Source organism: Mesorhizobium sp. M0500 (assembly GCF_040321165.1).
In the GTDB taxonomy this organism is placed as follows: Bacteria; Pseudomonadota; Alphaproteobacteria; order Rhizobiales; family Rhizobiaceae; genus Mesorhizobium.
Genome location: NZ_JAMYRB010000047.1, coordinates 1 through 21,632 on the forward strand (window position 1 = coordinate 1; position 21,632 = coordinate 21,632).

General features: G+C 62.1%; 17 protein-coding genes, 1 tRNA gene and 2 pseudogenes. 18 read left to right on the top strand and 2 right to left on the bottom strand.

Annotation, left to right across the window (positions count from 1 at the left end; genetic code table 11):
* The 14 genes and pseudogenes from NKI70_RS32585 to NKI70_RS32650 all read left to right on the top strand — a co-directional run.
* A partial coding sequence (locus NKI70_RS32585; protein ID WP_455749504.1) for an EF-Tu C-terminal domain-related protein occupies positions 1-86 on the top strand: 86 nt, incomplete at its 5' end.
* Between the two features lie 159 nt (positions 87-245).
* Complete coding sequence (locus NKI70_RS32590) at positions 246-1,931, top strand: COG3904 family protein (RefSeq protein WP_352700726.1); 1,686 nt, start codon at positions 246-248, stop codon at positions 1,929-1,931.
* Between the two features lie 102 nt (positions 1,932-2,033).
* Positions 2,034-2,516 carry a group II truncated hemoglobin gene (locus NKI70_RS32595; RefSeq protein WP_352700725.1) on the top strand — a complete coding sequence of 161 codons (483 nt, stop codon included), beginning with the start codon at positions 2,034-2,036 and terminating at the stop codon, positions 2,514-2,516.
* Positions 2,517-2,662: 146 nt separating this feature from the next.
* On the top strand, positions 2,663-3,166 hold the full coding sequence (locus NKI70_RS32600) for a hypothetical protein (RefSeq protein ID WP_352700724.1): 504 nt from the start codon (positions 2,663-2,665) through the stop codon (positions 3,164-3,166).
* Between the two features lie 77 nt (positions 3,167-3,243).
* Positions 3,244-3,319 (top strand) — tRNA-Trp (locus NKI70_RS32605).
* Positions 3,320-3,683: 364 nt separating this feature from the next.
* A complete protein-coding gene (gene secE / locus NKI70_RS32610) occupies positions 3,684-3,887 on the top strand; it encodes a preprotein translocase subunit SecE (RefSeq protein ID WP_023680439.1) in 204 nt (67 codons plus the stop codon).
* 27 nt (positions 3,888-3,914) lie between these two features.
* Positions 3,915-4,442 carry a transcription termination/antitermination protein NusG gene (nusG, locus tag NKI70_RS32615; RefSeq protein ID WP_006333333.1) on the top strand — a complete coding sequence of 176 codons (528 nt, stop codon included), beginning with the start codon at positions 3,915-3,917 and terminating at the stop codon, positions 4,440-4,442.
* Between the two features lie 160 nt (positions 4,443-4,602).
* A complete protein-coding gene (gene rplK, locus NKI70_RS32620) occupies positions 4,603-5,031 on the top strand; it encodes a 50S ribosomal protein L11 (protein WP_023680440.1) in 429 nt (142 codons plus the stop codon).
* Between the two features lie 4 nt (positions 5,032-5,035).
* On the top strand, positions 5,036-5,734 hold the full coding sequence (gene rplA / locus NKI70_RS32625) for a 50S ribosomal protein L1 (protein WP_023680441.1): 699 nt from the start codon (positions 5,036-5,038) through the stop codon (positions 5,732-5,734).
* Positions 5,735-6,127: 393 nt separating this feature from the next.
* Complete coding sequence (gene rplJ / locus NKI70_RS32630) at positions 6,128-6,646, top strand: 50S ribosomal protein L10 (RefSeq protein WP_008875657.1); 519 nt, start codon at positions 6,128-6,130, stop codon at positions 6,644-6,646.
* 54 nt (positions 6,647-6,700) lie between these two features.
* The gene (gene rplL / locus NKI70_RS32635; RefSeq protein ID WP_023680442.1) at positions 6,701-7,078 is read left to right on the top strand and encodes a 50S ribosomal protein L7/L12; all 378 of its coding nucleotides are present in this window, start codon (positions 6,701-6,703) and stop codon (positions 7,076-7,078) included.
* Positions 7,079-7,362: 284 nt separating this feature from the next.
* Entirely contained in the window at positions 7,363-11,499 is a 4,137-nt protein-coding gene (rpoB, locus tag NKI70_RS32640) for a DNA-directed RNA polymerase subunit beta (protein WP_023680443.1), read from the top strand.
* 139 nt (positions 11,500-11,638) lie between these two features.
* A pseudogene (rpoC, locus tag NKI70_RS32645) lies at positions 11,639-15,835 on the top strand (DNA-directed RNA polymerase subunit beta').
* An 84-nt stretch (positions 15,836-15,919) separates the two neighbouring features.
* A complete protein-coding gene (locus NKI70_RS32650) occupies positions 15,920-16,585 on the top strand; it encodes an O-methyltransferase (RefSeq protein ID WP_352572478.1) in 666 nt (221 codons plus the stop codon).
* A gap of 49 nt (positions 16,586-16,634) precedes the next feature.
* Here NKI70_RS32650 and NKI70_RS32655 read toward each other — a convergent pair whose 3' ends face one another.
* Both NKI70_RS32655 and NKI70_RS32660 read right to left on the bottom strand, forming a co-directional pair.
* Entirely contained in the window at positions 16,635-17,564 is a 930-nt protein-coding gene (locus NKI70_RS32655; RefSeq protein WP_352572480.1) for a Gfo/Idh/MocA family protein, read from the bottom strand.
* A 123-nt stretch (positions 17,565-17,687) separates the two neighbouring features.
* Positions 17,688-17,969: a transcriptional regulator gene (locus NKI70_RS32660; RefSeq protein ID WP_023680447.1), complete on the bottom strand. Its 282-nt coding sequence runs from the start codon at positions 17,967-17,969 to the stop codon at positions 17,688-17,690.
* A 462-nt stretch (positions 17,970-18,431) separates the two neighbouring features.
* On the opposite strand from NKI70_RS32660, the gene rpsL reads away from it, so the two are divergent.
* The 4 genes and pseudogenes from rpsL to NKI70_RS32680 form a co-directional block, all read left to right on the top strand.
* The gene (gene rpsL, locus NKI70_RS32665; protein ID WP_006333356.1) at positions 18,432-18,803 is read left to right on the top strand and encodes a 30S ribosomal protein S12; all 372 of its coding nucleotides are present in this window, start codon (positions 18,432-18,434) and stop codon (positions 18,801-18,803) included.
* Positions 18,804-18,888: 85 nt separating this feature from the next.
* Entirely contained in the window at positions 18,889-19,359 is a 471-nt protein-coding gene (gene rpsG, locus NKI70_RS32670) for a 30S ribosomal protein S7 (protein WP_008875664.1), read from the top strand.
* Between the two features lie 30 nt (positions 19,360-19,389).
* Positions 19,390-21,480, top strand: a complete 2,091-nt coding sequence (fusA, locus tag NKI70_RS32675; protein ID WP_352726219.1) for an elongation factor G — start codon at positions 19,390-19,392, stop codon at positions 21,478-21,480.
* Between the two features lie 67 nt (positions 21,481-21,547).
* A pseudogene (locus NKI70_RS32680) lies at positions 21,548-21,632 on the top strand (GTP-binding protein); the annotation flags it as partial.

Here is a 21,632-nt window from a genome sequence, read left to right on the forward strand (position 1 = left end):
TCGCCATGGAAGAGAAGCTGCGCTTCGCCATCCGTGAAGGCGGCCGCACCGTCGGTGCCGGCATCGTCGTCACCATCAAAGAGTAGTCGCCGGCGCTGCCGGTTGAGATCGGATGCAAAGGGGCGGTCTTCGGGCCGCCCTTTTGATTCTGATATTCTGGCAATGGATTAACCGCATTGCTTCAAATCCTGTTGCAAGCGCCTCTGCCATAACTAGTATAGGTTGCATCGAGGGGGGCTGCCCGAATGGTTCCATGGCGCCGTTTGCATAGTCAGGCATGGTGGTCGCTAGGGCTGATCTGCCTGGTGTCGTTGCTTGCCATGGGCCACGCTGCCTTCGCAGCGGATGCAAAGAAATCCACGCCGGAAAAATCCGCGCCGGATTTCGGCCCGACGATGCGGTTCGTCGTCGTCCGCAGCAGCGCGCCGGGCTGCGAGCCGACCTGTCCGGAATGGATATCGGCGGAAGGCTCGATAGAAGCCGGCACGCCGGCCCTGTTCAAACGCGCGCTGAAAGCGCTTGGCGGCCGAAAGCTGCCGATCGTCGTCGATTCCCCCGGCGGCAATGTCGAAGCGGCGCTGACACTTGGTCGCCTGATCCGCAAGAACAAGCTCGATATCGCCGTTGGCAAAACCCGCTTCGTCGGCTGTCTGCCAGATGTGAAGAACTGCAAGGAAAACGACGGCAAGGGCGCCCGTTATTTTGGCAATGCTTATGCCGATGGCGCCATCTGCAATTCCGCCTGTCCGTTGATGTTTTCCGGTGGCATCCGGCGCGTGGTCGGGGAATGGGCCTTTCTCGGCGTCCATCAGATCACCACGACCTATATCCGGACGAAATTGCTGTACCGCACCACTTATCGCATGGTGAAAGGCAAGAAGAAGATACTCAGCACCAGGGTCGTCAGCCGGAAGAACGCCGGCAGCTACAAGACCTATGAGATGAACAAGCCGCTGGAGCGGAAGCTGGCGGCCTATCTGAAGGAGATGGGCGTCGGCCTGGGTGTGCTCGAGACCATGAAAAGCACACCGGCCAGCGGTATCCAGCAATTGGCTCCCTACGACATGCTGCAAATGAATCTCGTCACCAGCCGGGATGCCGTCGACCTGCTGACCGCGCCAACCCTATGCACGTCCGATCCGTTGCCGGCGAGTTGCAGGGAGGTGCCGGCGCCGGCGAATATCACGAAGCCGGCCCGCGAAGTGGTGGCGAAAGCCGAGCCTGCACCCGCAGGGCTCGAAACCCCGCGGCCGAAGGAGGTCGCTGACATGCGCTTCGTCCTGGTCCGCGGCAGCAACCCGCTCTGCAATCCCAACTGCCCGGAATGGATCTCGGCCGAAGGCGCAATTACCGCTGACACGCCCGAAAAATTGCGCCAACTGCTTGACAGCGTCGGCGACCGGCGCCTGCCCATCGTTATCAACTCGCCGGGTGGTGATGTGCTCGGTGCTTTGGCGGCCGGAAGGCTGATCCGCGAACGCAAGCTCGACGTCGCCGTGGCCCGGACGGATTTCATTGGCTGCGAGCCGCGGCAGGCCGACTGCACGGCCGAAGACGGCGTCTACAATGGGCTGACGGTCGATGCCGGCGGCGGTTGCGGCTCGGCCTGTCCGATCATGCTCGCCGGCGGTGTCAAACGCCTGGTCGGCCCGCGTGCACAGTTGAGCGTGCATTCGGTAGGGCAGGAGCAAAAGGTCAAGGCCTATCTCGAGGACATGGCCATCGGCCCCGGTCTGTTTACCGCAATTCAGCTGTATTCAGTCGAACGGCAGCTCGAACTCGACAGGATGCTGAAATACGGGCTGACAACCGGGCATCAATCGGCAGACGAATTGACAGGCCCAGGCATCTGCAGATCGGAGCCACGGCCGGAAAACTGCCGCGAAGCCTCGGGCGCCAAGGCTCAGGCCAGCACGCCGGTCAAATCGTAACGCGGGCATGATGGCCGACTGCCCATCGAGGCAGGTTGAGCGGCGCTCGATGTTTCCGCTATCGTCCAGCGCGGTTGAAGTCCAGCATGGGAGGGATCGCGAATGAGCCAGGATGTCCCGACATTGTTTGAATGGGCCGGTGGCTCCGAAGCGCTGAACCGCCTGACCCAAACCTTCTACGACAACGTCTCTCGGGACCCCATCGTCGGGCCGGTGTTCAAGCATATGTCGCCGGATCATCCCGCTCACGTCGCGGCTTTCATCGGCGAAGTTTTTGGTGGACCGAAAACCTACAGCGAAAAGCACGGCGGCCATCGCGAGATGGTGATGCACCATCTCGGCAAGCATCTGACCGAGGAGCAGCGCCGGCGCTGGATCAACCTTCTCGCCGACGCCGCCGACGAGATCGGGTTGCCTGACGATCCCGAATTCCGCTCGGCCTTTATGGCCTATGTCGAATGGGGATCGCGGCTGGCCAGGATGAATTCCAACAAGGGCCCGACCTGCGATCCCGAGAGCGAACCAATGCCGGCCTGGGGTTGGGGGGTGCCGGGCGGCCCCTACAAGGCGCCTTCGGGAGACTGACCGGGGCGCGAATCGGTCGAAAACCCTGCCGCCAGGACCCGATTTGCGGGAAATGGGTGGCGGTGAATGGTTCGGTCCGCCAGGCTGGAACGGTTTGAGGCCGCCGTGGCTGGCGGGGGGCCGTGCTGAAAAACCGGAGGCCTGCGATGGGATCGGACAGCAAAGCAAATTCTGACAGCAACCGCGGAATCCGAAATCCGTTTGGCTTCATGGACGTCCCCACTCCCGACGACGAGGAGGTGTCGGCGTTCGCCGCCGGCGTGAAACTGGAGGGAACTCCAAGCGATGAAAATGCCGAGGCCTGGGGCACCGAAAGCGACCGCGACCGCAACGACACCATCGAAGGCAGCTGGTCCAGCCGTTGGAACGGCGGTGCCGATCCCACGATTCCAGGCGACAGCAAGGATAAATGGAAGTCTGGCCGGGGCGAGGTGAAGACGGCGGGAGAGAGGGTTTACCTGCTGTTCGATTGGCATAATGGCGTGCGCAAGGGGCTCATCGATGCCCGGCGCCAGGGTGCGAAAGGGCTGGCGGGAAAATACATCAATCTGACCGACCCGGAAATCGTGCGTCCCTGGGTCGGCTTGATCGTCAGCAATCAAAGGATCGACGGGAAATGGCCGGGAGGACGCCTGGACTTTCGAAGATGAAGGCCGGGTAGCGCACGTCGCTCTTTACAGAGCGCGCGGAAGCTTTTAGGAAGCGCCTGCTGCGCCGACATGCGCATACGGGCATAGCTCAGTTGGTAGAGCGGCGGTCTCCAAAACCGCAGGTCGTAGGTTCGAGCCCTGCTGCCCGTGCCATTCTTCGAATGGATACCTAAAAACGATTCTTTTGCAGTGCGGCCTTTGAAAATCGGCTTGTGACTTGCCATATGGCATAAGTTGCGGCATAAGGGCCGCATAGCCGGGACGGGACGACTGGATGGTTCCGAGGCGGCGTTTGGCCATAAAGCGGACACTTGCCACTTGCGTGGATCAAGAATCGGTTTTATGTAGACGAGACAGACACGCGACGCGTGGAGCTGGGAAGCCGGCTTTACGCGTCTGATTTGCATGGGCGAAATGATTGCGCTGATTCGGCGCGAACGCACGCTCAAGCGGCACGTCCCGGCCAGCGGGATCATCCAGGAGGCCCGGCCAACGGGTCTTGCAGACAGAGCGGCATATGGCTTCGAAAACCACAAATCCCTTCACCTTTCTCCAGCAGGTTCGCGCGGAGACCGCCAAGGTCACTTGGCCGTCGCGGCGCGAAACGATGATCTCGACGGTGATGGTCCTTGTGTTCGCGGTCATCGCGATGATCTTTTTCTTTACCGCAGACGTGGCCATGGGCTTTGCGGTCGAAAAAATCCTCGGCCTCGGACAGTAAGTCCGGCGATTACGGAGAAGTCTTGAAATGACCGCGCGGTGGTACATCGTCCACGCCTACTCGAACTTTGAAAAGAAGGTCGCCGAGGACATTGAGAACAAGGCCAAGCAGAAGGGCCTGTCCGCCGACATCGAGCAGATCGTGGTGCCGACCGAGAAGGTCGTCGAGATCCGCCGCGGCCGCAAGGTCGATGCCGAGCGCAAGTTCTTTCCGGGCTATGTGCTGCTGAAAGCCAATCTGACCGATGCCGTGTTCTCGCTCGTCAAGAACACGCCGAAGGTCACCGGTTTCCTGGGCGACTCCAAGCCGGTGCCGATCACCGAAGCCGAGGCCCAGCGTATCCTGAACCAGGTTCAGGAAGGCGTCGAGCGGCCGAAGCCGTCGGTGACGTTCGAGATCGGCGAAGCGATCCGCGTTTCGGATGGACCATTCGCGTCGTTCAACGGTTTCGTCCAGGAAGTGGACGAAGAGCGGGCGCGGCTCAAGGTGGAAGTTTCGATCTTCGGGCGCGCTGTGCCGGTCGATCTGGAATTCGGACAGGTCGAGAAGGGCTGATCCGAAATCCCTGCACCGGTTTCGGCGGCAGGGAAGGCGGCGCGGAGATCGCGCGGCCAAAAACGGGTGGGAGGCGAATGCGGCTTTAGCCGGCCGCACGGACCGCACCACCAGACTGCAACCGCCGGCAAGACCGGCATGAGAAAAGGCAGGAAGAGAGATGGCTAAGAAAATTGCAGGCCAGCTCAAGCTCCAGGTTTCCGCGGGATCGGCCACGCCGTCGCCCCCGATCGGCCCGGCGCTTGGTCAGCGTGGCATCAACATCATGGAGTTCTGCAAGGCGTTCAACGCGCAGACCCAGGAAATGGAAAAGGGCTCGCCGGTTCCGGTCGTCATCACCTACTACCAGGACAAGTCGTTCACCTTCGTCATGAAGACGCCGCCGGTGAGCTACTTCCTGAAGAAGGCTGCGAACCTGAAGTCGGGCTCGAAGGAGCCGGGCAAGGTCAAGGCCGGCACGATCGGCCGCGACAAGGTGCGCGCCATCGCCGAGCAGAAGATGAAGGATCTGAACGCAAACGACGTCGAGGCGGCCATGCGCATGGTCGAGGGCTCCGCCCGCTCGATGGGTCTGGAAGTGGTGGGCTGAGATCATGGCAAAGATTGCAAAGCGTGTATCGAAGACCCGCGAAGGCATCGATCCCAACAAGGCTTATGCTTTGGGTGAGGCGCTGAAGCTGCTCAAGGATCGCTCCTCGGTGAAGTTCGACGAGACGATCGAAGTCGCGATGAACCTCGGCGTCGACCCGCGCCATGCCGACCAGATGGTCCGCGGCGTGGTCAATCTGCCGAACGGCACCGGCCGCAGCGTTCGCGTCGCCGTCTTCGCGCGTGGCGACAAGGCCGAGGAGGCCAAGGCCGCCGGCGCCGACATCGTCGGAGCCGAGGATCTGGTCGACATCGTCCAGAAGGGCACGATCGACTTCGACCGCTGCATCGCCACGCCGGACATGATGCCGCTGGTCGGCCGTCTCGGCAAGGTGCTCGGTCCGCGCGGCATGATGCCGAACCCGAAGGTCGGCACCGTAACCACCGACGTTACCGCCGCCGTCAAGGCATCGAAGGGCGGCGCCGTCGAGTTCCGCGTCGAGAAGGCCGGCATCGTTCACGCCGGCGTCGGCAAGGTCTCGTTCGACGTCAAGGCGCTGGAAGAAAACGTCCGCGCCTTCGCTGATGCGGTGACCAGGGCAAAGCCGGCTGGTGCCAAGGGCAACTACGTCAAGAAGGTGTCGGTCACCTCGACGATGGGCCCGGGCCTCAAGCTCGACGTCTCGACGCTCGCAGCGTCCTGATACGAAACAATTGGATCGGCCGCTAAAACGCTGATCCGTGAAAGAATTCCGGGCCTCCGACCTGTCGGCGGCCCGGTACCGGAAGTCGAAAGGCTTCCGGACATCCTGTCCGAGATTGCAGGCGGCCCCCAAGCCTTAGGTGATGTGGGCCTTAATTCATGTGGGCCTGCATGAGACGGGTGAAGACCGGACAAAGGAGCCACAAGCTCCAATGAAAGGTTCGAACCGTGTTTGCCTTTTGTCTGCGCACCGTCCGGCTTGCCGGCAGGTGTGGCGAAAGGGGGCAGGATCCTCGAGCGTCGTTCGGGAGATCCGTTACTGGATGGCCCGGCCGGCAAAAGGCAACCCGACGCCTGTCCTTCGTAGAGGGCAGGGGTCAACTGGAGATAGGCAGTGGACAGAGCGGAAAAACGCGAACTCGTCACGGGCCTGAATGATGCGTTTTCAAGCGCTGGTTCAGTCGTCGTGGCCCACTACGCCGGTATCACCGTCGCGCAAATGAACGACCTTCGGTCGAAAATGCGCGCCGCCGGTGGCACCGTCAAAGTCGCGAAGAACCGTCTCGCCAAAATCGCTCTTCAGGGCACGGACTCCGCATCGATCATCGAGCTGTTCAAGGGACAGACGCTGATCGCCTATTCGGAGGATCCGATTGCGGCGCCGAAGGTCGCGTCCGATTTCGCCAAGGGAAATGACAAGCTCGTCATTCTCGGCGGCGCAATGGGCACCACCTCGCTCAATGCCGACGGTGTAAAGGCACTCGCCACACTTCCGTCGCTCGATGAGCTGCGCGCCAGGCTGGTTGGCATGATCGCCACGCCGGCAACCCGGATCGCCCAGATCGTCAATGCGCCTGCGGCCTCGGTCGCGCGCGTCATCGGCGCTTACGCCCGGAAGGACGAGGCGGCATGAGGCCGTTCCTCGCTATCACAAACACACGTTCGAACCTTATGAAGGAACATTGCAATGGCTGATCTGGCAAAGATCGTAGACGACCTTTCGAAGCTGACCGTCCTCGAGGCGGCCGAGCTGTCGAAGCTTCTTGAAGAAAAGTGGGGCGTTTCCGCCGCTGCTCCGGTGGCGGTTGCCGCTGCCGGCGGCGCTGCGGCCGCTGCTGCTCCGGTCGAGGAAAAGACGGAATTCGACGTCGTCCTCACCGAGGCAGGCGCTCAGAAGATCAACGTCATCAAGGAAGTTCGCGCCATCACCGGTCTTGGCCTCAAGGAAGCCAAGGACCTGGTCGAGGCGGCTCCGAAGCCGGTCAAGGAAGCCGTTTCCAAGGCCGACGCGGACAAGTTCAAGGCCCAGCTGGAAGCAGCCGGCGCCAAGGTCGAACTGAAGTAAGCGTTGAGTACCGGCGGAGGGCGTCGCGCCGTCCGCCACTCCTTTCGCGTCGAAGGGAGGCTGCGTAACGCGAAGAGTGCGAAAACCTCTTTCCTGAGGGCCGCAAACCGGCCTTCAGGAAACGGGTTTTCTCCCGTTTCTGGCCCGCCGCCAATTGGCGGCGGGTGAAAAAGACAAGAAGCCGCCGACAGGCGGCGGGCAACAAGACAGGGCCGCCAAGGTGGCCCGAGATGCAAGGCGAGCCGCGGCGAGGCTCGTCCCGAGAATTGAGCTAAGGAGCGACGATGGCCCAGACCCAGACTTTCAATGGCCGCAGACGCGTACGCAAGTTTTTCGGAAAGATCCCGGAAGTTGCGGAGATGCCGAACCTGATCGAGGTTCAGAAGGCATCCTATGACCAGTTCCTGATGGTGGAGGAGCCCAAGGGTGGGCGTCCTGACGAGGGACTGCAGGCAGTTTTCAAGTCGGTCTTCCCGATTTCCGATTTTTCCGGCTCCTCGATGCTGGAATTCGTGAAGTATGAGTTCGAGGGACCGAAATTCGACGTTGACGAATGCCGTCAGCGCGACCTGACCTATGCGGCGCCGCTCAAGGTGACGCTGCGCCTCATCGTATTCGATATCGACGAGGATACCGGCGCGAAGTCGATCAAGGACATCAAGGAGCAGGACGTCTACATGGGCGACATGCCGCTCATGACCTTGAACGGCACCTTCATCGTCAATGGTACCGAGCGCGTCATCGTCTCGCAGATGCACCGTTCGCCGGGCGTCTTCTTCGACCATGACAAGGGCAAGTCGCACTCGTCCGGCAAGCTTCTGTTTGCCGCGCGCGTCATTCCCTATCGCGGCTCGTGGCTCGACATCGAGTTCGATAGCAAGGACGTCGTCCACGCCCGCATCGACCGCCGCCGCAAGATTCCGGTGACGTCGCTGCTGATGGCGCTCGGCATGGACGGCGAAGAGATCCTGTCGACCTTCTACAACAAGATCACCTACAAGCGCGCCGGCGACCATTGGCGCATCCCGTTCAACGTCGAGCGTTTCCGCGGCCTCAAGGCCGTTGGTGACCTGGTCGACGCCGACACCGGCGAGGTCGTCGTCGAGGCCGGCAAGAAGATCACCGCCCGCCAGGCCAGGGCGCTTGGCGAAAAGGGTCTCAAGGCGATCAAGGCGACCGACGAGGATCTGCTCGGCAACTACCTTGCCGAGGATATTGTCAACTACGCGACCGGCGAGATCTTCCTCGAAGCCGGTGACGAGATCGACGAAAAGACGCTGAAAGTGCTGCTTGGCACCGGTGACGATGAGATCAAGGTCCTCGACATCGACCACGTCAACGTCGGCGCCTATATCCGCAACACGCTCAACGTCGACAAGAACGAGAGCCGCCAGGACGCGCTGTTCGACATCTACCGCGTCATGCGCCCCGGCGAGCCGCCGACGCTGGAAACCGCTGAAGCCATGTTCAACTCGCTGTTCTTCGACAGCGAGCGCTATGATCTGTCGGCCGTTGGCCGCGTCAAGATGAACATGCGCCTCGAGCTCAAGGCCGAGGATACCGTGCGCGTGCTGCGCAAGGACGACATCCTGGCCGTGGTCAAGACGCTGGTCGAACTGCGCGACGGCAAGGGCGAGATCGACGACATCGACAATCTCGGCAACCGCCGTGTGCGCTCGGTCGGCGAGCTGATGGAGAACCAGTACCGCGTCGGCCTGCTGCGCATGGAGCGCGCGATCAAGGAACGCATGTCCTCGATCGAGATCGACACGGTGATGCCGCAGGACCTGATCAACGCCAAGCCGGCGGCTGCCGCCGTGCGCGAGTTCTTCGGTTCCTCGCAGCTGTCGCAGTTTATGGATCAGACCAACCCGCTTTCGGAGATCACCCACAAGCGCCGTCTTTCGGCGCTTGGACCGGGCGGTCTGACCCGCGAGCGTGCCGGTTTCGAAGTGCGCGACGTGCACCCGACGCATTACGGCCGCATCTGCCCGATCGAGACGCCGGAAGGCCCGAACATCGGCCTGATCAACTCGCTTGCGACCTTCGCGCGCGTCAACAAATACGGCTTCATCGAGAGCCCGTACCGCAAGATCGTCAACGGCAAGCTGACCAATGAGGTCGTTTACCTCTCGGCTATGGAAGAGGCCAAGCACCACGTCGCGCAGGCCAATGCCGAGCTCGACAAGAATGGTCATTTCGTCGACGAATTCGTCATTTGCCGCAACGCCGGCGAAGTGATGATGGCGCCGCGCGAAAACGTTGATCTGATGGATGTGTCGCCGAAGCAGATGGTGTCGGTGGCCGCGGCCCTGATCCCGTTCCTCGAGAACGATGACGCCAACCGTGCGCTGATGGGCTCGAACATGCAGCGTCAGGCCGTGCCGCTGGTGCGCGCCGAAGCGCCGTTCGTCGGCACCGGCATGGAGCCGATCGTCGCCCGTGACTCGGGCGCCGCCATCGGCGCCCGCCGCGGCGGCATCGTCGACCAGGTGGACGCGACGCGTATCGTCATCCGCGCCACGGAAGATCTCGATCCCGGCAAGTCCGGCGTCGACATCTACCGGCTGATGAAGTTCCAGCGTTCGAACCAGAACACCTGCATCAACCAGCGTCCGCTGGTGCGCATGGGCGACCGGGTCAACAAGGGCGACATCATCGCCGACGGCCCGTCGACCGAGCTCGGCGATCTGGCCCTCGGCCGTAACGTGCTGGTCGCGTTCATGCCGTGGAACGGCTACAACTACGAGGATTCCATCCTCCTGTCCGAGCGCATCGTCGCCGACGACGTCTTCACCTCGATCCACATCGAGGAGTTCGAAGTCATGGCCCGCGACACCAAGCTGGGGCCGGAGGAGATCACGCGCGACATTCCCAACGTCTCGGAAGAAGCGCTGAAGAACCTCGATGAGGCCGGCATCGTCTACATCGGTGCGGAAGTGCAGCCGGGCGACATCCTGGTCGGCAAGATCACGCCGAAGGGCGAAAGCCCGATGACGCCGGAAGAAAAGCTGCTGCGCGCCATCTTCGGTGAAAAGGCCTCGGACGTGCGCGACACCTCGATGCGCATGCCTCCGGGAACCTTCGGCACCGTCGTCGAAGTGCGTGTCTTCAACCGCCACGGCGTCGAGAAGGACGAGCGCGCCATGGCGATCGAGCGCGAGGAGATCGAACGCCTCGCCAAGGACCGCGACGACGAGCAGGCGATCCTCGACCGCAACGTCTATTCGCGTCTTTCCGACGTTCTCGTCGGCAAGGAAGCGATTGCCGGGCCGAAGGGCTTCAAGAAAGGCTCGAAGCTGTCGAAGGACACGCTCGACGAGTATCCGCGTTCGCAGTGGTGGCAGTTTGCCGTGGAGAACGAAAAGCTCCAGAGCGAACTGGAAGCCCTGCGTGGCCAGTACGACGATTCCAAGAAGGCGCTCGAACAGCGCTTCATGGACAAGGTCGAGAAGGTGCAGCGCGGCGACGAGATGCCTCCGGGCGTCATGAAGATGGTCAAGGTCTTCGTGGCCGTGAAGCGCAAGATGCAGCCCGGCGACAAGATGGCCGGCCGGCACGGCAACAAGGGTGTCGTGTCGCGGATCGTTCCGGTCGAGGACATGCCTTTCCTCGAGGACGGCACGCATGCCGATATCGTGCTTAACCCGCTGGGTGTGCCGTCGCGCATGAATGTCGGCCAGATCCTGGAAACGCATCTGGGCTGGGCTTGCGCCGGAATGGGCAGGAAAATCGGCGATCTGATCGACGCGTACAAGACGGCGGGCGACATCAAGCCGCTGCGCAAGACGCTCGAGAGCTTCATGCCTTCCAACGACCGCAACGAGCCGGTCCGCGAATATGACGACGAGAGCATCGTTCGCCTCAGCGAGCAGATGCGCCGCGGCGTCTCCATCGCGACACCGGTGTTCGACGGCGCGCACGAGGCCGACATCAACATCATGCTGGAGCAGGCGGGCCTGCACACCAGCGGTCAGTCGCAGCTCTATGACGGGCGCACCGGCGAGCCGTTCGATCGCAAAGTGACGATGGGCTACATATATATGCTCAAGCTTCACCACCTTGTGGACGACAAGATCCACGCGCGTTCGATCGGGCCGTACTCGCTCGTTACCCAGCAGCCGCTGGGCGGCAAGGCGCAGTTCGGTGGCCAGCGCTTCGGCGAGATGGAGGTCTGGGCGCTCGAAGCGTACGGCGCCGCCTACACGCTGCAGGAGATGCTGACGGTGAAGTCGGACGACGTCGCCGGCCGCACCAAGGTCTACGAGGCGATCGTCAGAGGCGACGACACCTTCGAGGCCGGCATTCCCGAGAGCTTCAACGTTCTCGTCAAGGAAATGCGGTCTCTCGGCCTCAATGTCGAGCTGGAGAACACCAAGCTCGACGACAACCCGATCCGGCTGCCCGACGCGGCCGAGTAGGCAAGACGCTCGGTCGCGAGAGAGGGCTCTCGCGACCGGGGCGCACCCAAATTCTTCGGCCGATGGCCGATCAAGTCGGCGGGCGTTTGGCCCGCGCTAGATGCAAGGGGTTTTCGAGGACCCCGAAAAGGAGAACGGCATGAACCAAGAGGTCATGAATCTCTTCAATCCCCAGGCGCCTGCGCAGGTGTTCGATTCCATCCGGATCTCGCTTGCCAGCCCTGAGAAGATTCTGTCCTGGTCGTTCGGCGAGATCAAGAAGCCGGAGACCATCAACTACCGCACCTTCAAGCCGGAGCGTGACGGCCTGTTCTGCGCGCGCATTTTTGGCCCGATCAAGGACTATGAGTGCCTGTGCGGCAAGTACAAGCGCATGAAATACAAGGGCGTCATCTGCGAGAAGTGCGGCGTCGAAGTCACGCTGTCGCGCGTCCGCCGCGAGCGCATGGGCCATATCGAGCTGGCGGCGCCGGTCGCCCACATCTGGTTCCTGAAGTCGCTGCCGTCGCGCATCGGCACGCTGCTCGACATGACCCTGAAGGACATCGAGCGGGTCCTCTACTTCGAGAACTACATCGTTACCGAACCCGGCCTCACCGCGCTGAAGGAGCACCAGCTGCTCAGCGAGGAAGAGTACATGATGGCCGTCGACGAGTATGGCGAGGATTCGTTCACCGCCATGATCGGCGCCGAGGCGATCCACGACCTTCTGGCCGGCATGGACCTCGAGAAGATCGCCGGCGATCTGCGTTCTGAGCTGGCTTCGACCACCTCCGAGCTCTAGGAGAAGAAGTACCTGAAGCGGCTCAAGGTCGTCGAGAACTTCATGGAATCCGGCAACCGTCCGGAATGGATGATCATGAAGGTGGTTCCGGTGATCCCGCCGGACCTGCGTCCGCTTGTCCCGCTGGACGGTGGCCGTTTCGCCACGTCGGATCTGAACGACCTCTATCGCCGCGTCATCAACCGCAACAACCGCTTGAAGCGGCTGATCGAGCTGCGCGCGCCCGGCATCATCGTGCGCAATGAAAAGCGCATGCTGCAGGAAGCCGTCGATGCGCTGTTCGACAATGGCCGCCGTGGCCGCGTCATCACCGGCGCCAACAAGCGTCCGCTGAAGTCGCTGTCCGACATGCTGAAGGGCAAGCAGGGCCGGTTCCGCCAGAACCTGCTCGGCAAGCGCGTCGACTATTCCGGCCGCTCGGTCATCGTCACCGGTCCGGAGCTCAAGCTGCACCAGTGCGGCCTGCCGAAGAAGATGGCGCTCGAGCTGTTCAAGCCCTTCATCTACGCCCGTCTCGACGCCAAGGGTTACTCCTCGACCGTCAAGCAGGCGAAGAAGCTGGTCGAGAAGGAGCGTCCGGAGGTCTGGGATATCCTCGACGAGGTCATCCGCGAGCATCCGGTGCTTTTGAACCGCGCACCGACGCTGCACCGCCTCGGTATCCAGGCGTTCGAGCCGATCCTGATCGAAGGCAAGGCGATCCAGCTTCACCCGCTGGTCTGCACGGCCTTCAACGCCGACTTCGACGGCGACCAGATGGCGGTCCACGTGCCGCTGTCGCTGGAAGCGCAGCTCGAAGCCCGCGTGCTGATGATGTCGACCAACAACATCCTGCACCCGGCTTCCGGTGCGCCGATCATCGTGCCGTCGCAGGACATGGTTCTCGGTCTCTACTATCTCTCGATCGTCAACCAGAACGAGCCGGGCGAGGGCATGGTGTTTGCCGACATGGGCGAACTCCAGCACGCGCTCGAGACCAAGGCGGTGACGCTGCATGCCAAGATCAAGGGGCGCTTCCGCACGGTCGACGCCGACGGCAAGGTCGTGTCGAAGATCTACGACACCACGCCTGGCCGCATGATCATCGGCGAGCTGCTGCCGAAGAATCACAACGTGCCCTACGAGACCGCCAACCAGGAGATGACCAAGAAGAACATCTCCAAGATGATCGACACCGTCTACCGCCATTGCGGTCAGAAGGAGACGGTCATTTTCTGCGATCGCATCATGGCTCTCGGCTTCAGCCACGCCTGCCGTGCCGGCATTTCGTTCGGCAAGGACGACATGCTGATCCCGGACGCCAAGATCAAGCTGGTCTCCGACACCGAGGCTTTGGCCAAGGAATACGAGCAGCAGTACAATGACGGCCTGATCACCCAGGGCGAGAAGTACAACAAGGTCGTCGACGCCTGGGCCAAGTGCTCGGAAAAGGTCGCCGACGAAATGATGGCCCGCATCAAGGCGGTCGAGTTCGAGGACAACGGCCGTCAGAAGCCGATGAACTCGATCTACATGATGTCGCACTCCGGTGCGCGCGGCTCGCCCACCCAGATGCGCCAGCTCGCCGGCATGCGCGGCCTGATGGCCAAGCCTAGCGGTGAAATCATCGAGACGCCGATCATCTCGAACTTCAAGGAAGGCCTCACCGTGCTCGAGTACTTCAACTCGACCCACGGCGCCCGCAAGGGGCTGGCCGACACCGCCTTGAAGACGGCGAACTCGGGTTACCTGACGCGTCGTCTTGTCGACGTGGCGCAGGACTGCATCGTCAATTCGCTCGACTGCGGCACCGACAAGGGCCTCACCATGCAGCCGATCGTCGATGCCGGTCAGGTCGTCGCTTCGGTTGGTCAGCGCGTTCTCGGCCGCACCTCGCTCGACGACATCACCCACCCGGTCACCGGCGAGGTTCTGGTCAAGGCCGGAACGCTGATGGACGAGCGTGACGTGGAACTGATCGAAAAGGCCGGCGTGCAGTCGGTTCGCATCCGTTCGGCGCTGACCTGCGAGGTCAGGGTCGGCGTCTGCGCGGTCTGCTACGGACGCGATCTGGCCCGCGGCACGCCCGTCAACCAGGGCGAGGCTGTCGGGGTCATCGCGGCGCAGTCGATCGGCGAGCCGGGCACTCAGCTCACCATGCGTACCTTCCACATGGGCGGCACGGCGCAGGTGGTGGATTCCTCGTTCCTTGAAGCCTCCTACGAGGGCAAGGTCGAGATCCGCAACCGCAACGTGGTGCGCAACTCCGACGGCCAGCTGATGGTCATGGGCCGCAACATGGCGGTGCTGATCCTCGACGAAGCCGGCAAGGAACGCGCCACGCACCGCGTCACCTACGGTTCGCGCATCTTCGTCGACGATGGCGACAAGGTGAAGCGCGGCCAGCGTATCGCCGAGTGGGATCCTTATACCCGCCCGATCCTCACCGAAATCGAGGGCAGGGTGGCATTCGAGGATCTGGTCGATGGCATTTCCGTCCAGGAAACCGCCGACGAATCGACCGGCATCACCAAGCGCGAGGTCATCGACTGGCGTTCGACGCCACGCGGCAACGACCTCAAGCCGGCGATCGTCGTCCAGGATGCCAAGGGCAAGGTCGGCAAGCTGTCGAAGGGCGGCGACGCCCGCTTCCTGCTCTCGGTCGAGGCCATTCTTTCGGTCGAGCCGGGCGCACAGGTTCGCCCCGGCGACGTGCTGGCGCGTATCCCGATGGAAAGCGCCAAGACCAAGGACATCACCGGTGGTCTGCCGCGTGTGGCCGAACTGTTCGAGGCACGCCGTCCGAAGGATCACGCCATCATCGCCGAGATCGATGGCACGATCCGCTTCGGCCGCGACTACAAGAACAAGCGCCGCATCATCATCGAGCCGCATGACTCGACGCTTGAGCCGGTCGAATACCTGATCCCGAAGGGCAAGCCGTTCCATCTCCAGGACGGCGACGTCATCGAGAAGGGCGACTACATCCTCGACGGTAATCCGGCGCCGCACGACATCCTGGCGATCAAGGGCGTGGAGGCGCTTGCCTCCTACCTCGTCAACGAGATCCAGGAGGTCTACCGCCTGCAGGGCGTGTCGATCAACGACAAGCACATCGAGGTGATCGTTCGCCAGATGCTGCAGAAGGTCGAGATCACCACGCAGGGCGATTCGACCTACATTCCGGGCGACCACGTCGACGTGATCGAGCTGGAAGAGGTCAATGAGCGCCTGGTCGAGGAAGGCAAGAAGCCGGCCGAAGGCCAGCCGGTGCTGCTTGGCATCACCAAGGCCTCGCTGCAGACGCCGTCCTTCATCTCCGCCGCTTCCTTCCAGGAGACGACGAGGGTGCTGACCGAAGCTGCGGTTGCCGGCAAGACCGACATGCTGCAGGGGCTGAAGGAAAACGTCATCGTCGGCCGGCTGATCCCGGCCGGTACCGGCGGTACGATGAGCCAGATCCGGCGCATCGCCACCTCGCGCGACGAGTTGATCATCGACGAGCGCCGCAAGGCGTCCGGCGTCGAGGTCGCCGAGCCGATGCTGACCGACATGGTTAACGCGGCGCAGTAAGCGCGCAAGCAAGAGAAGATAGAAAAGGGGCCTAAGTGGCCCCTTTTCGCATTTTGGTTCCTCAATCGGATCGGAGAAGAAACGATGAGCAGGAAGATCTGGGCTTCTGTCGACGACTACATTGTCGAAGCTCTTTTCGAGGCGGATCCCGCTCTTGATGCCGTTCTGGCGGCCAACCATGATCAGGGCCTGCCGCCTATCGACGTTTCCCCGGCACAAGGCAAGCTGCTCTCACTTCTTGCGCGAATGCAGGGAGCAAAGAAGGTACTCGAAATCGGCACATTGGGCGGCTACTCAACAATCTGGATGGCGCGAGCATTGCCGATGGACGGCAAGGTCGTGACGCTCGAGCTTGATCCGCACCACGCCAGTGTCGCGCGGTCGAACTTTGAACGGGCAGGGGTGTCTGACCAGGTAGAACTGCGGGTCGGACCGGCGCTTCAATCGCTTGCGGCCTTAGGCGCCGAGAATGCCGGGCCGTTCGATTTTATCTTCATCGACGCCGACAAGCCGAACAACCCGCACTATCTGTCCTGGGCCATGCGTCTTTCGAGGCCGGGGACCGTCATCGTCTGCGACAATGTCATCCGTGACGGCGCGGTGGTGAATGAAGATGGTCGCGACGCCAATGTCGAAGGGGCACGCGCGGCGTTCTCGTTCATCGGCAGCGACAAACGTCTGGAAGGCACCGCGATCCAGACTGTTGGCGCCAAGGGCTATGACGGCTTTGCAATAGCGATCGTCAATTGATTTTGTGCGGTGCGCCGACCAGACCTGCGATCCGGCCGGCGCCCACTCGTCAGTCGAAAAAAGCTTCCACCACATTGCGCTTGCCCAGCATGAAGGCGTCGGCGACGTGCTGCAGGGGCGCGAGATCGACGTCGGAGGTGCCGGCGCGCACGATCTCGGCAAAGCGCTTGTAGAGCATCGGGTATTCGGCTTCCGGCTCCTCGTGAACGACGCGGCCATCGATGGCGAGCTTTGAGCCGCCGCCAGAAAGCACCATCGATCCGGCCTCGGTATCGGCCAGAATGTCCCAGCTTTGCGGGCCGGTCTGACGCCAGTCGAGTTCCATCGTCACCGGCAGACCGTTCGAAGTGCGGAAGGCGATATGGGCGGCGATCGGGGCCGCGCGGTTTTCAGGGAAATCGAGTTCTGCCGAGCTGATGAACATCGGCGGCAGGATGTGGGTGGCGATCGACAGCGCGTTGATGCCGGGATCGAAGACGCCAAAGCCGCCGGGAGCCCAGATCCACTCCTGGTTCGGATGCCAGCGGCGCACGTCTTCCTTCCAGTTGATGGCGGCCGACCTGATCGTAGTCGAGCTGAGGAATGTGCGCGCTGCTTCGACAGCCGGCGCATAGCGTGAATGCCAACTGGCGAACAGGCAGACGCCGTTCGCTGCCGCCAGCGCCTTCAGGTCTTCGACCTCGCTGACCGTGGCGCCGGGCGGCTTTTCCAGGAAGACATGCTTTTTCGCCGCCAGCGCCAAGCGCGCGGCGTCGTAACGAAACTGCGGCGGCATGCACAGCGACACCGCCTCGAGCTCCGGCACCGAGTCGAGCATCGCCTCGATCGTCGGGAAATTCGGGATGTCTTCGACTTTGCCGTGGCGGCTCGCTGCGGCGACCAGGCGATAATCCTGGTCCTTCGCCAAGGCCGGCAGGTGCTGGTCGCGGACGATCTTTCCCACGCCGACGATGCCGAGCTTGATGGGATTAGAGGACATGGGAACTCCGCAGGTTGAGTGTGCTTGGTTTTGCCAGAGGTCGCTTCTTAGCAGAGAACTTGTGCCGGGCAAGTCGCCGGGCTTTGTCGCCGGCCCGTGAGATCGACCGCGATTCAGATCTCTTCAGATCGGCACATCGAACGTCACGATCGACACTTCGCCTTCGAGCGCGCCCTGATAGGCGGACAGATGCGGCTCCTCGTCCGGCACGCCGTCCATGTCGCCGATCTGATCGAGCTCTGCCTCGGCATAACCTTCGGCGGCAAGCGATTCGAGAGCGCGGCGCACCGCCGAATCGTCGTCCGGCGCGACCAGCATCACATGCACGCCTTCCGGCTTGCCGCCTTTGCGCTTCCACACCCGGCCGGTAATAATGGTGACCGGGCGCTCCTCATTGTCATTCACGGGTTCGTACCTCCGGGCGAGGGGGTTTGGGCTGCTCATGCCGCCTTTTCGCACGAAGCACGGCCTGGAAACAGCCGCAAGCCGGTCACTTTCTGGCATCCTCTTGAAAAACGGCGCAAGAAAATTACATGCGCTTTTCGCATGGCTGCCACGCCTCGGGTTCAGCGCAATATTTGCCGCTCCGGGGTTGACGGACAGTGGCCATACGAGTAGAAGCCGCCCAGTCAGAACCGATGTGAGGCTCTTGCTTCCGAAGCGACACGCTTTGGAGTTTGCCTCAAACAGGGTTCGTTTTACGAGCGAAAAGACATTTCCGGCGTGCATGAAGCGGCTTCCGCTTCCTCTGCCATTTGTTCGGGCAAGACCGCGAGGCGCGGTTTGTGGCCCGAATTTGCGTATGGAAATGACGCTTTGAGCGGCCCTGACCGGGCGAGACACGGAATTGAGAGACAAGAGGGTTTAATGCCTACCGTCAACCAGCTGATCCGCAAGCCGCGCATTGCGCCGGTGAAGCGCAACAAGGTCCCGGCCATGCAGCAGAACCCGCAGAAGCGGGGCGTCTGCACGCGCGTCTACACCACGACGCCGAAGAAGCCGAACTCGGCGCTGCGCAAGGTGGCCAAGATCCGCCTGACCAATGGTTTTGAAGTGATCGGGTACATCCCCGGCGAAGGCCACAACCTTCAGGAACACTCGGTGGTGATGATCCGCGGCGGCCGCGTCAAGGATCTTCCGGGCGTCCGTTACCACATCATCCGCGGCGTGCTCGACACGCAAGGCGTGAAGAACCGCAAGCAGCGCCGTTCGAAATACGGCGCCAAGCGTCCGAAGTGACCGAAGCGTAGCCAAGGTCGTTCCGGGCGGCGTCAAGCGACGATCCGGGATCCAGGCCACCGCGTAGAATTGAGGCAGAGAAAAAATGTCCCGTCGTCACAGTGCAGAAAAGCGTGAGATCAATCCGGACCCCAAGTTCGGCGATCTGATCGTCACCAAGTTCATGAACGCCGTCATGTATGACGGCAAGAAGTCGGTTGCCGAGACCATCGTCTACGGCGCGCTCGACCAGGTTCAGTCCAAGACCAAGCAGGAGCCGGTCACCGTCTTCCATCAGGCGCTCGACAATGTCGCGCCGCATGTGGAAGTGCGTTCGCGCCGCGTCGGCGGCGCCACCTACCAGGTTCCGGTCGACGTGCGCCCCGAGCGCCGTCAGGCATTGGCCATCCGCTGGCTGATTGCCGCCGCCCGCAACCGCAACGAGACCACTATGGTCGACCGCCTCTCCGGCGAGCTGATGGACGCGGCCAACAACCGCGGCACCGCCGTCAAGAAGCGTGAAGACACCCACAAGATGGCAGAAGCCAACCGCGCTTTCGCGCACTACCGCTGGTAAAGCGCGAACGAGACTGAAGAGGCACCTCCCATGGCCCGCGAATATAAAATCGAAGACTACCGCAATTTCGGTATCATGGCGCATATCGACGCCGGCAAGACGACGACCACCGAGCGCGTCCTCTATTACACGGGCAAGTCGCACAAGATCGGGGAAGTCCACGACGGCGCTGCCACCATGGATTGGATGGAGCAGGAGCAGGAGCGCGGCATTACCATCACGTCCGCCGCGACCACGACCTTCTGGAAGGGTCGCGACGGCAAGATGCACCGCTTCAACATCATCGACACCCCCGGCCACGTCGACTTCACCATTGAGGTCGAGCGTTCGCTGCGCGTGCTTGACGGCGCCATCGCGCTGCTCGACGCCAATGCCGGTGTCGAGCCGCAGACGGAAACCGTCTGGCGTCAGGCTGACAAGTACCGCGTGCCGCGCATGATCTTCTGCAACAAGATGGACAAGATCGGCGCCGACTTTTACCGCTCGGTCGAGATGATCGGTTCGCGCCTAGGTGCGCATGCCGTCGTCATGCAGCTGCCGATCGGCGCCGAGACCGAGTTCAAGGGTGTCGTCGACCTCGTCGAGATGAACGCGCTGGTCTGGCGCGACGAGACGCTGGGCGCTGCCTGGGACATCGTCGAGATCCCTGCCGACCTCAAGGCTCGTGCCGAAGAATACCGCGAGAAGATGATCGAGGCCGCCGTCGAAATGGACGAAACGGCGCTCGAGAATTACCTCGAAGGCAAGATGCCGAGCAACGACGAGATCCGTGCGCTCATCCGCAAGGGCACGATCGCGGTGAAGTTCTATCCGATGTTCTGCGGCTCGGCCTTCAAGAACAAGGGCGTGCAGCCGCTGCTCGACGCCGTCGTGGAATATCTGCCGTCGCCGGCCGATGTCCCGGCCATCAAGGGCGTCGACGCCAAGACCGACGCCGAGATCGAGCGTCATGCCGACGACAGCGAGCCGCTGTCGATGCTCGCCTTCAAGATCATGAACGACCCGTTCGTCGGTTCGCTCACCTTTGCCCGCATCTATTCGGGCAAGCTCACCAAGGGCATCTCGGTCGACAACACCGTGAAGGGCAAGAAAGAGCGCATCGGCCGCATGCTGCAGATGCATGCGAATTCGCGCGCCGACGTCGAAGAGGCGTTTGCCGGCGACATCGTCGCCCTCGCTGGTCTCAAGGACACCACCACCGGCGACACGCTCAGTGATCCGCTGCATCCGGTCATCCTCGAGCGCATGGAATTCCCCGATCCGGTCATCCAGATCGCCATCGAGCCGAAGACCAAGAACGACCAGGAAAAGATGGGTCTCGCCCTTCACCGCCTGGCCGCCGAGGATCCGTCCTTCCGCGTCAAGACCGACGAGGAATCGGGCCAGACGATCATTTCCGGCATGGGCGAGCTTCACCTCGACATCATCGTCGACCGCATGCGCCGCGAGTTCAAGGTCGAGGCCAATGTCGGCGCGCCGCAGGTGGCCTACCGCGAGACGATCACCCGCAAGCACGAGCAGGACTACACGCACAAGAAGCAGACCGGCGGTACCGGCCAGTTCGCCCGCGTCAAGATACTGTTCGAGCCGAATCCGGAAAGCAGCGAATTCGAGTTCGAAACCAAGATCGTCGGCGGCGCTGTGCCGAAGGAATACATCCCCGGTGTCGAAAAGGGCATCAACAGCGTCATGACCTCGGGCCCGTTCGCCGGCTTCCCGATGATCGGCGTCAAGGCGACGCTGATCGATGGCGCCTACCACGACGTGGACTCGTCGGTTCTGGCCTTCGAAATCGCCGGCCGCGCCTGCTTCCGTGAAGCAGCGCCCAAGCTTGGCGTGCAGTTGCTCGAGCCGATCATGAAGGTCGAAGTGGTGACGCCGGAAGATTACGTCGGCAGCGTTATCGGCGACCTGAACGGCCGTCGCGGCCAGATCCAGGGCCAGGAAGCCCGTGGCGTGGCTGTGGTCATCAACGCGATGGTGCCGCTCGCCAACATGTTCAAATACGTGGACAACCTTCGCTCGATGAGCCAGGGCCGCGCGGCCTACACGATGCAGTTCGACCACTACGAGCCGGTCCCGACCGCGGTCGCCCAGGAAGTCCAGAAGAAATACGCGTAACTCGAAACGAGTTGCATCAGTAACTTAATTCAAGGCCCGCACGGGCTGGCAGGAATGGAGAGATCACATGGCAAAAGGTAAATTCGAGCGCACTAAGCCTCATGTGAACATTGGCACGATTGGTCACGTCGACCATGGCAAGACGTCGCTGA

Coding starts and splice junctions, on each gene's coding strand:
- NKI70_RS32590 (WP_352700726.1), top strand. CDS start 246: ATGGTTCCATGGCGCCGTTTGCATAGTCAGGCATGGTGGTCGCTAGGG.
- NKI70_RS32595 (WP_352700725.1), top strand. CDS start 2,034: ATGAGCCAGGATGTCCCGACATTGTTTGAATGGGCCGGTGGCTCCGAA.
- NKI70_RS32600 (WP_352700724.1), top strand. CDS start 2,663: ATGGGATCGGACAGCAAAGCAAATTCTGACAGCAACCGCGGAATCCGA.
- secE (WP_023680439.1), top strand. CDS start 3,684: ATGGCTTCGAAAACCACAAATCCCTTCACCTTTCTCCAGCAGGTTCGC.
- nusG (WP_006333333.1), top strand. CDS start 3,915: ATGACCGCGCGGTGGTACATCGTCCACGCCTACTCGAACTTTGAAAAG.
- rplK (WP_023680440.1), top strand. CDS start 4,603: ATGGCTAAGAAAATTGCAGGCCAGCTCAAGCTCCAGGTTTCCGCGGGA.
- rplA (WP_023680441.1), top strand. CDS start 5,036: ATGGCAAAGATTGCAAAGCGTGTATCGAAGACCCGCGAAGGCATCGAT.
- rplL (WP_023680442.1), top strand. CDS start 6,701: ATGGCTGATCTGGCAAAGATCGTAGACGACCTTTCGAAGCTGACCGTC.
- rpoB (WP_023680443.1), top strand. CDS start 7,363: ATGGCCCAGACCCAGACTTTCAATGGCCGCAGACGCGTACGCAAGTTT.
- NKI70_RS32650 (WP_352572478.1), top strand. CDS start 15,920: ATGAGCAGGAAGATCTGGGCTTCTGTCGACGACTACATTGTCGAAGCT.
- NKI70_RS32655 (WP_352572480.1), bottom strand. CDS start 17,564: ATGTCCTCTAATCCCATCAAGCTCGGCATCGTCGGCGTGGGAAAGATC.
- rpsL (WP_006333356.1), top strand. CDS start 18,432: ATGCCTACCGTCAACCAGCTGATCCGCAAGCCGCGCATTGCGCCGGTG.
- rpsG (WP_008875664.1), top strand. CDS start 18,889: ATGTCCCGTCGTCACAGTGCAGAAAAGCGTGAGATCAATCCGGACCCC.
- fusA (WP_352726219.1), top strand. CDS start 19,390: ATGGCCCGCGAATATAAAATCGAAGACTACCGCAATTTCGGTATCATG.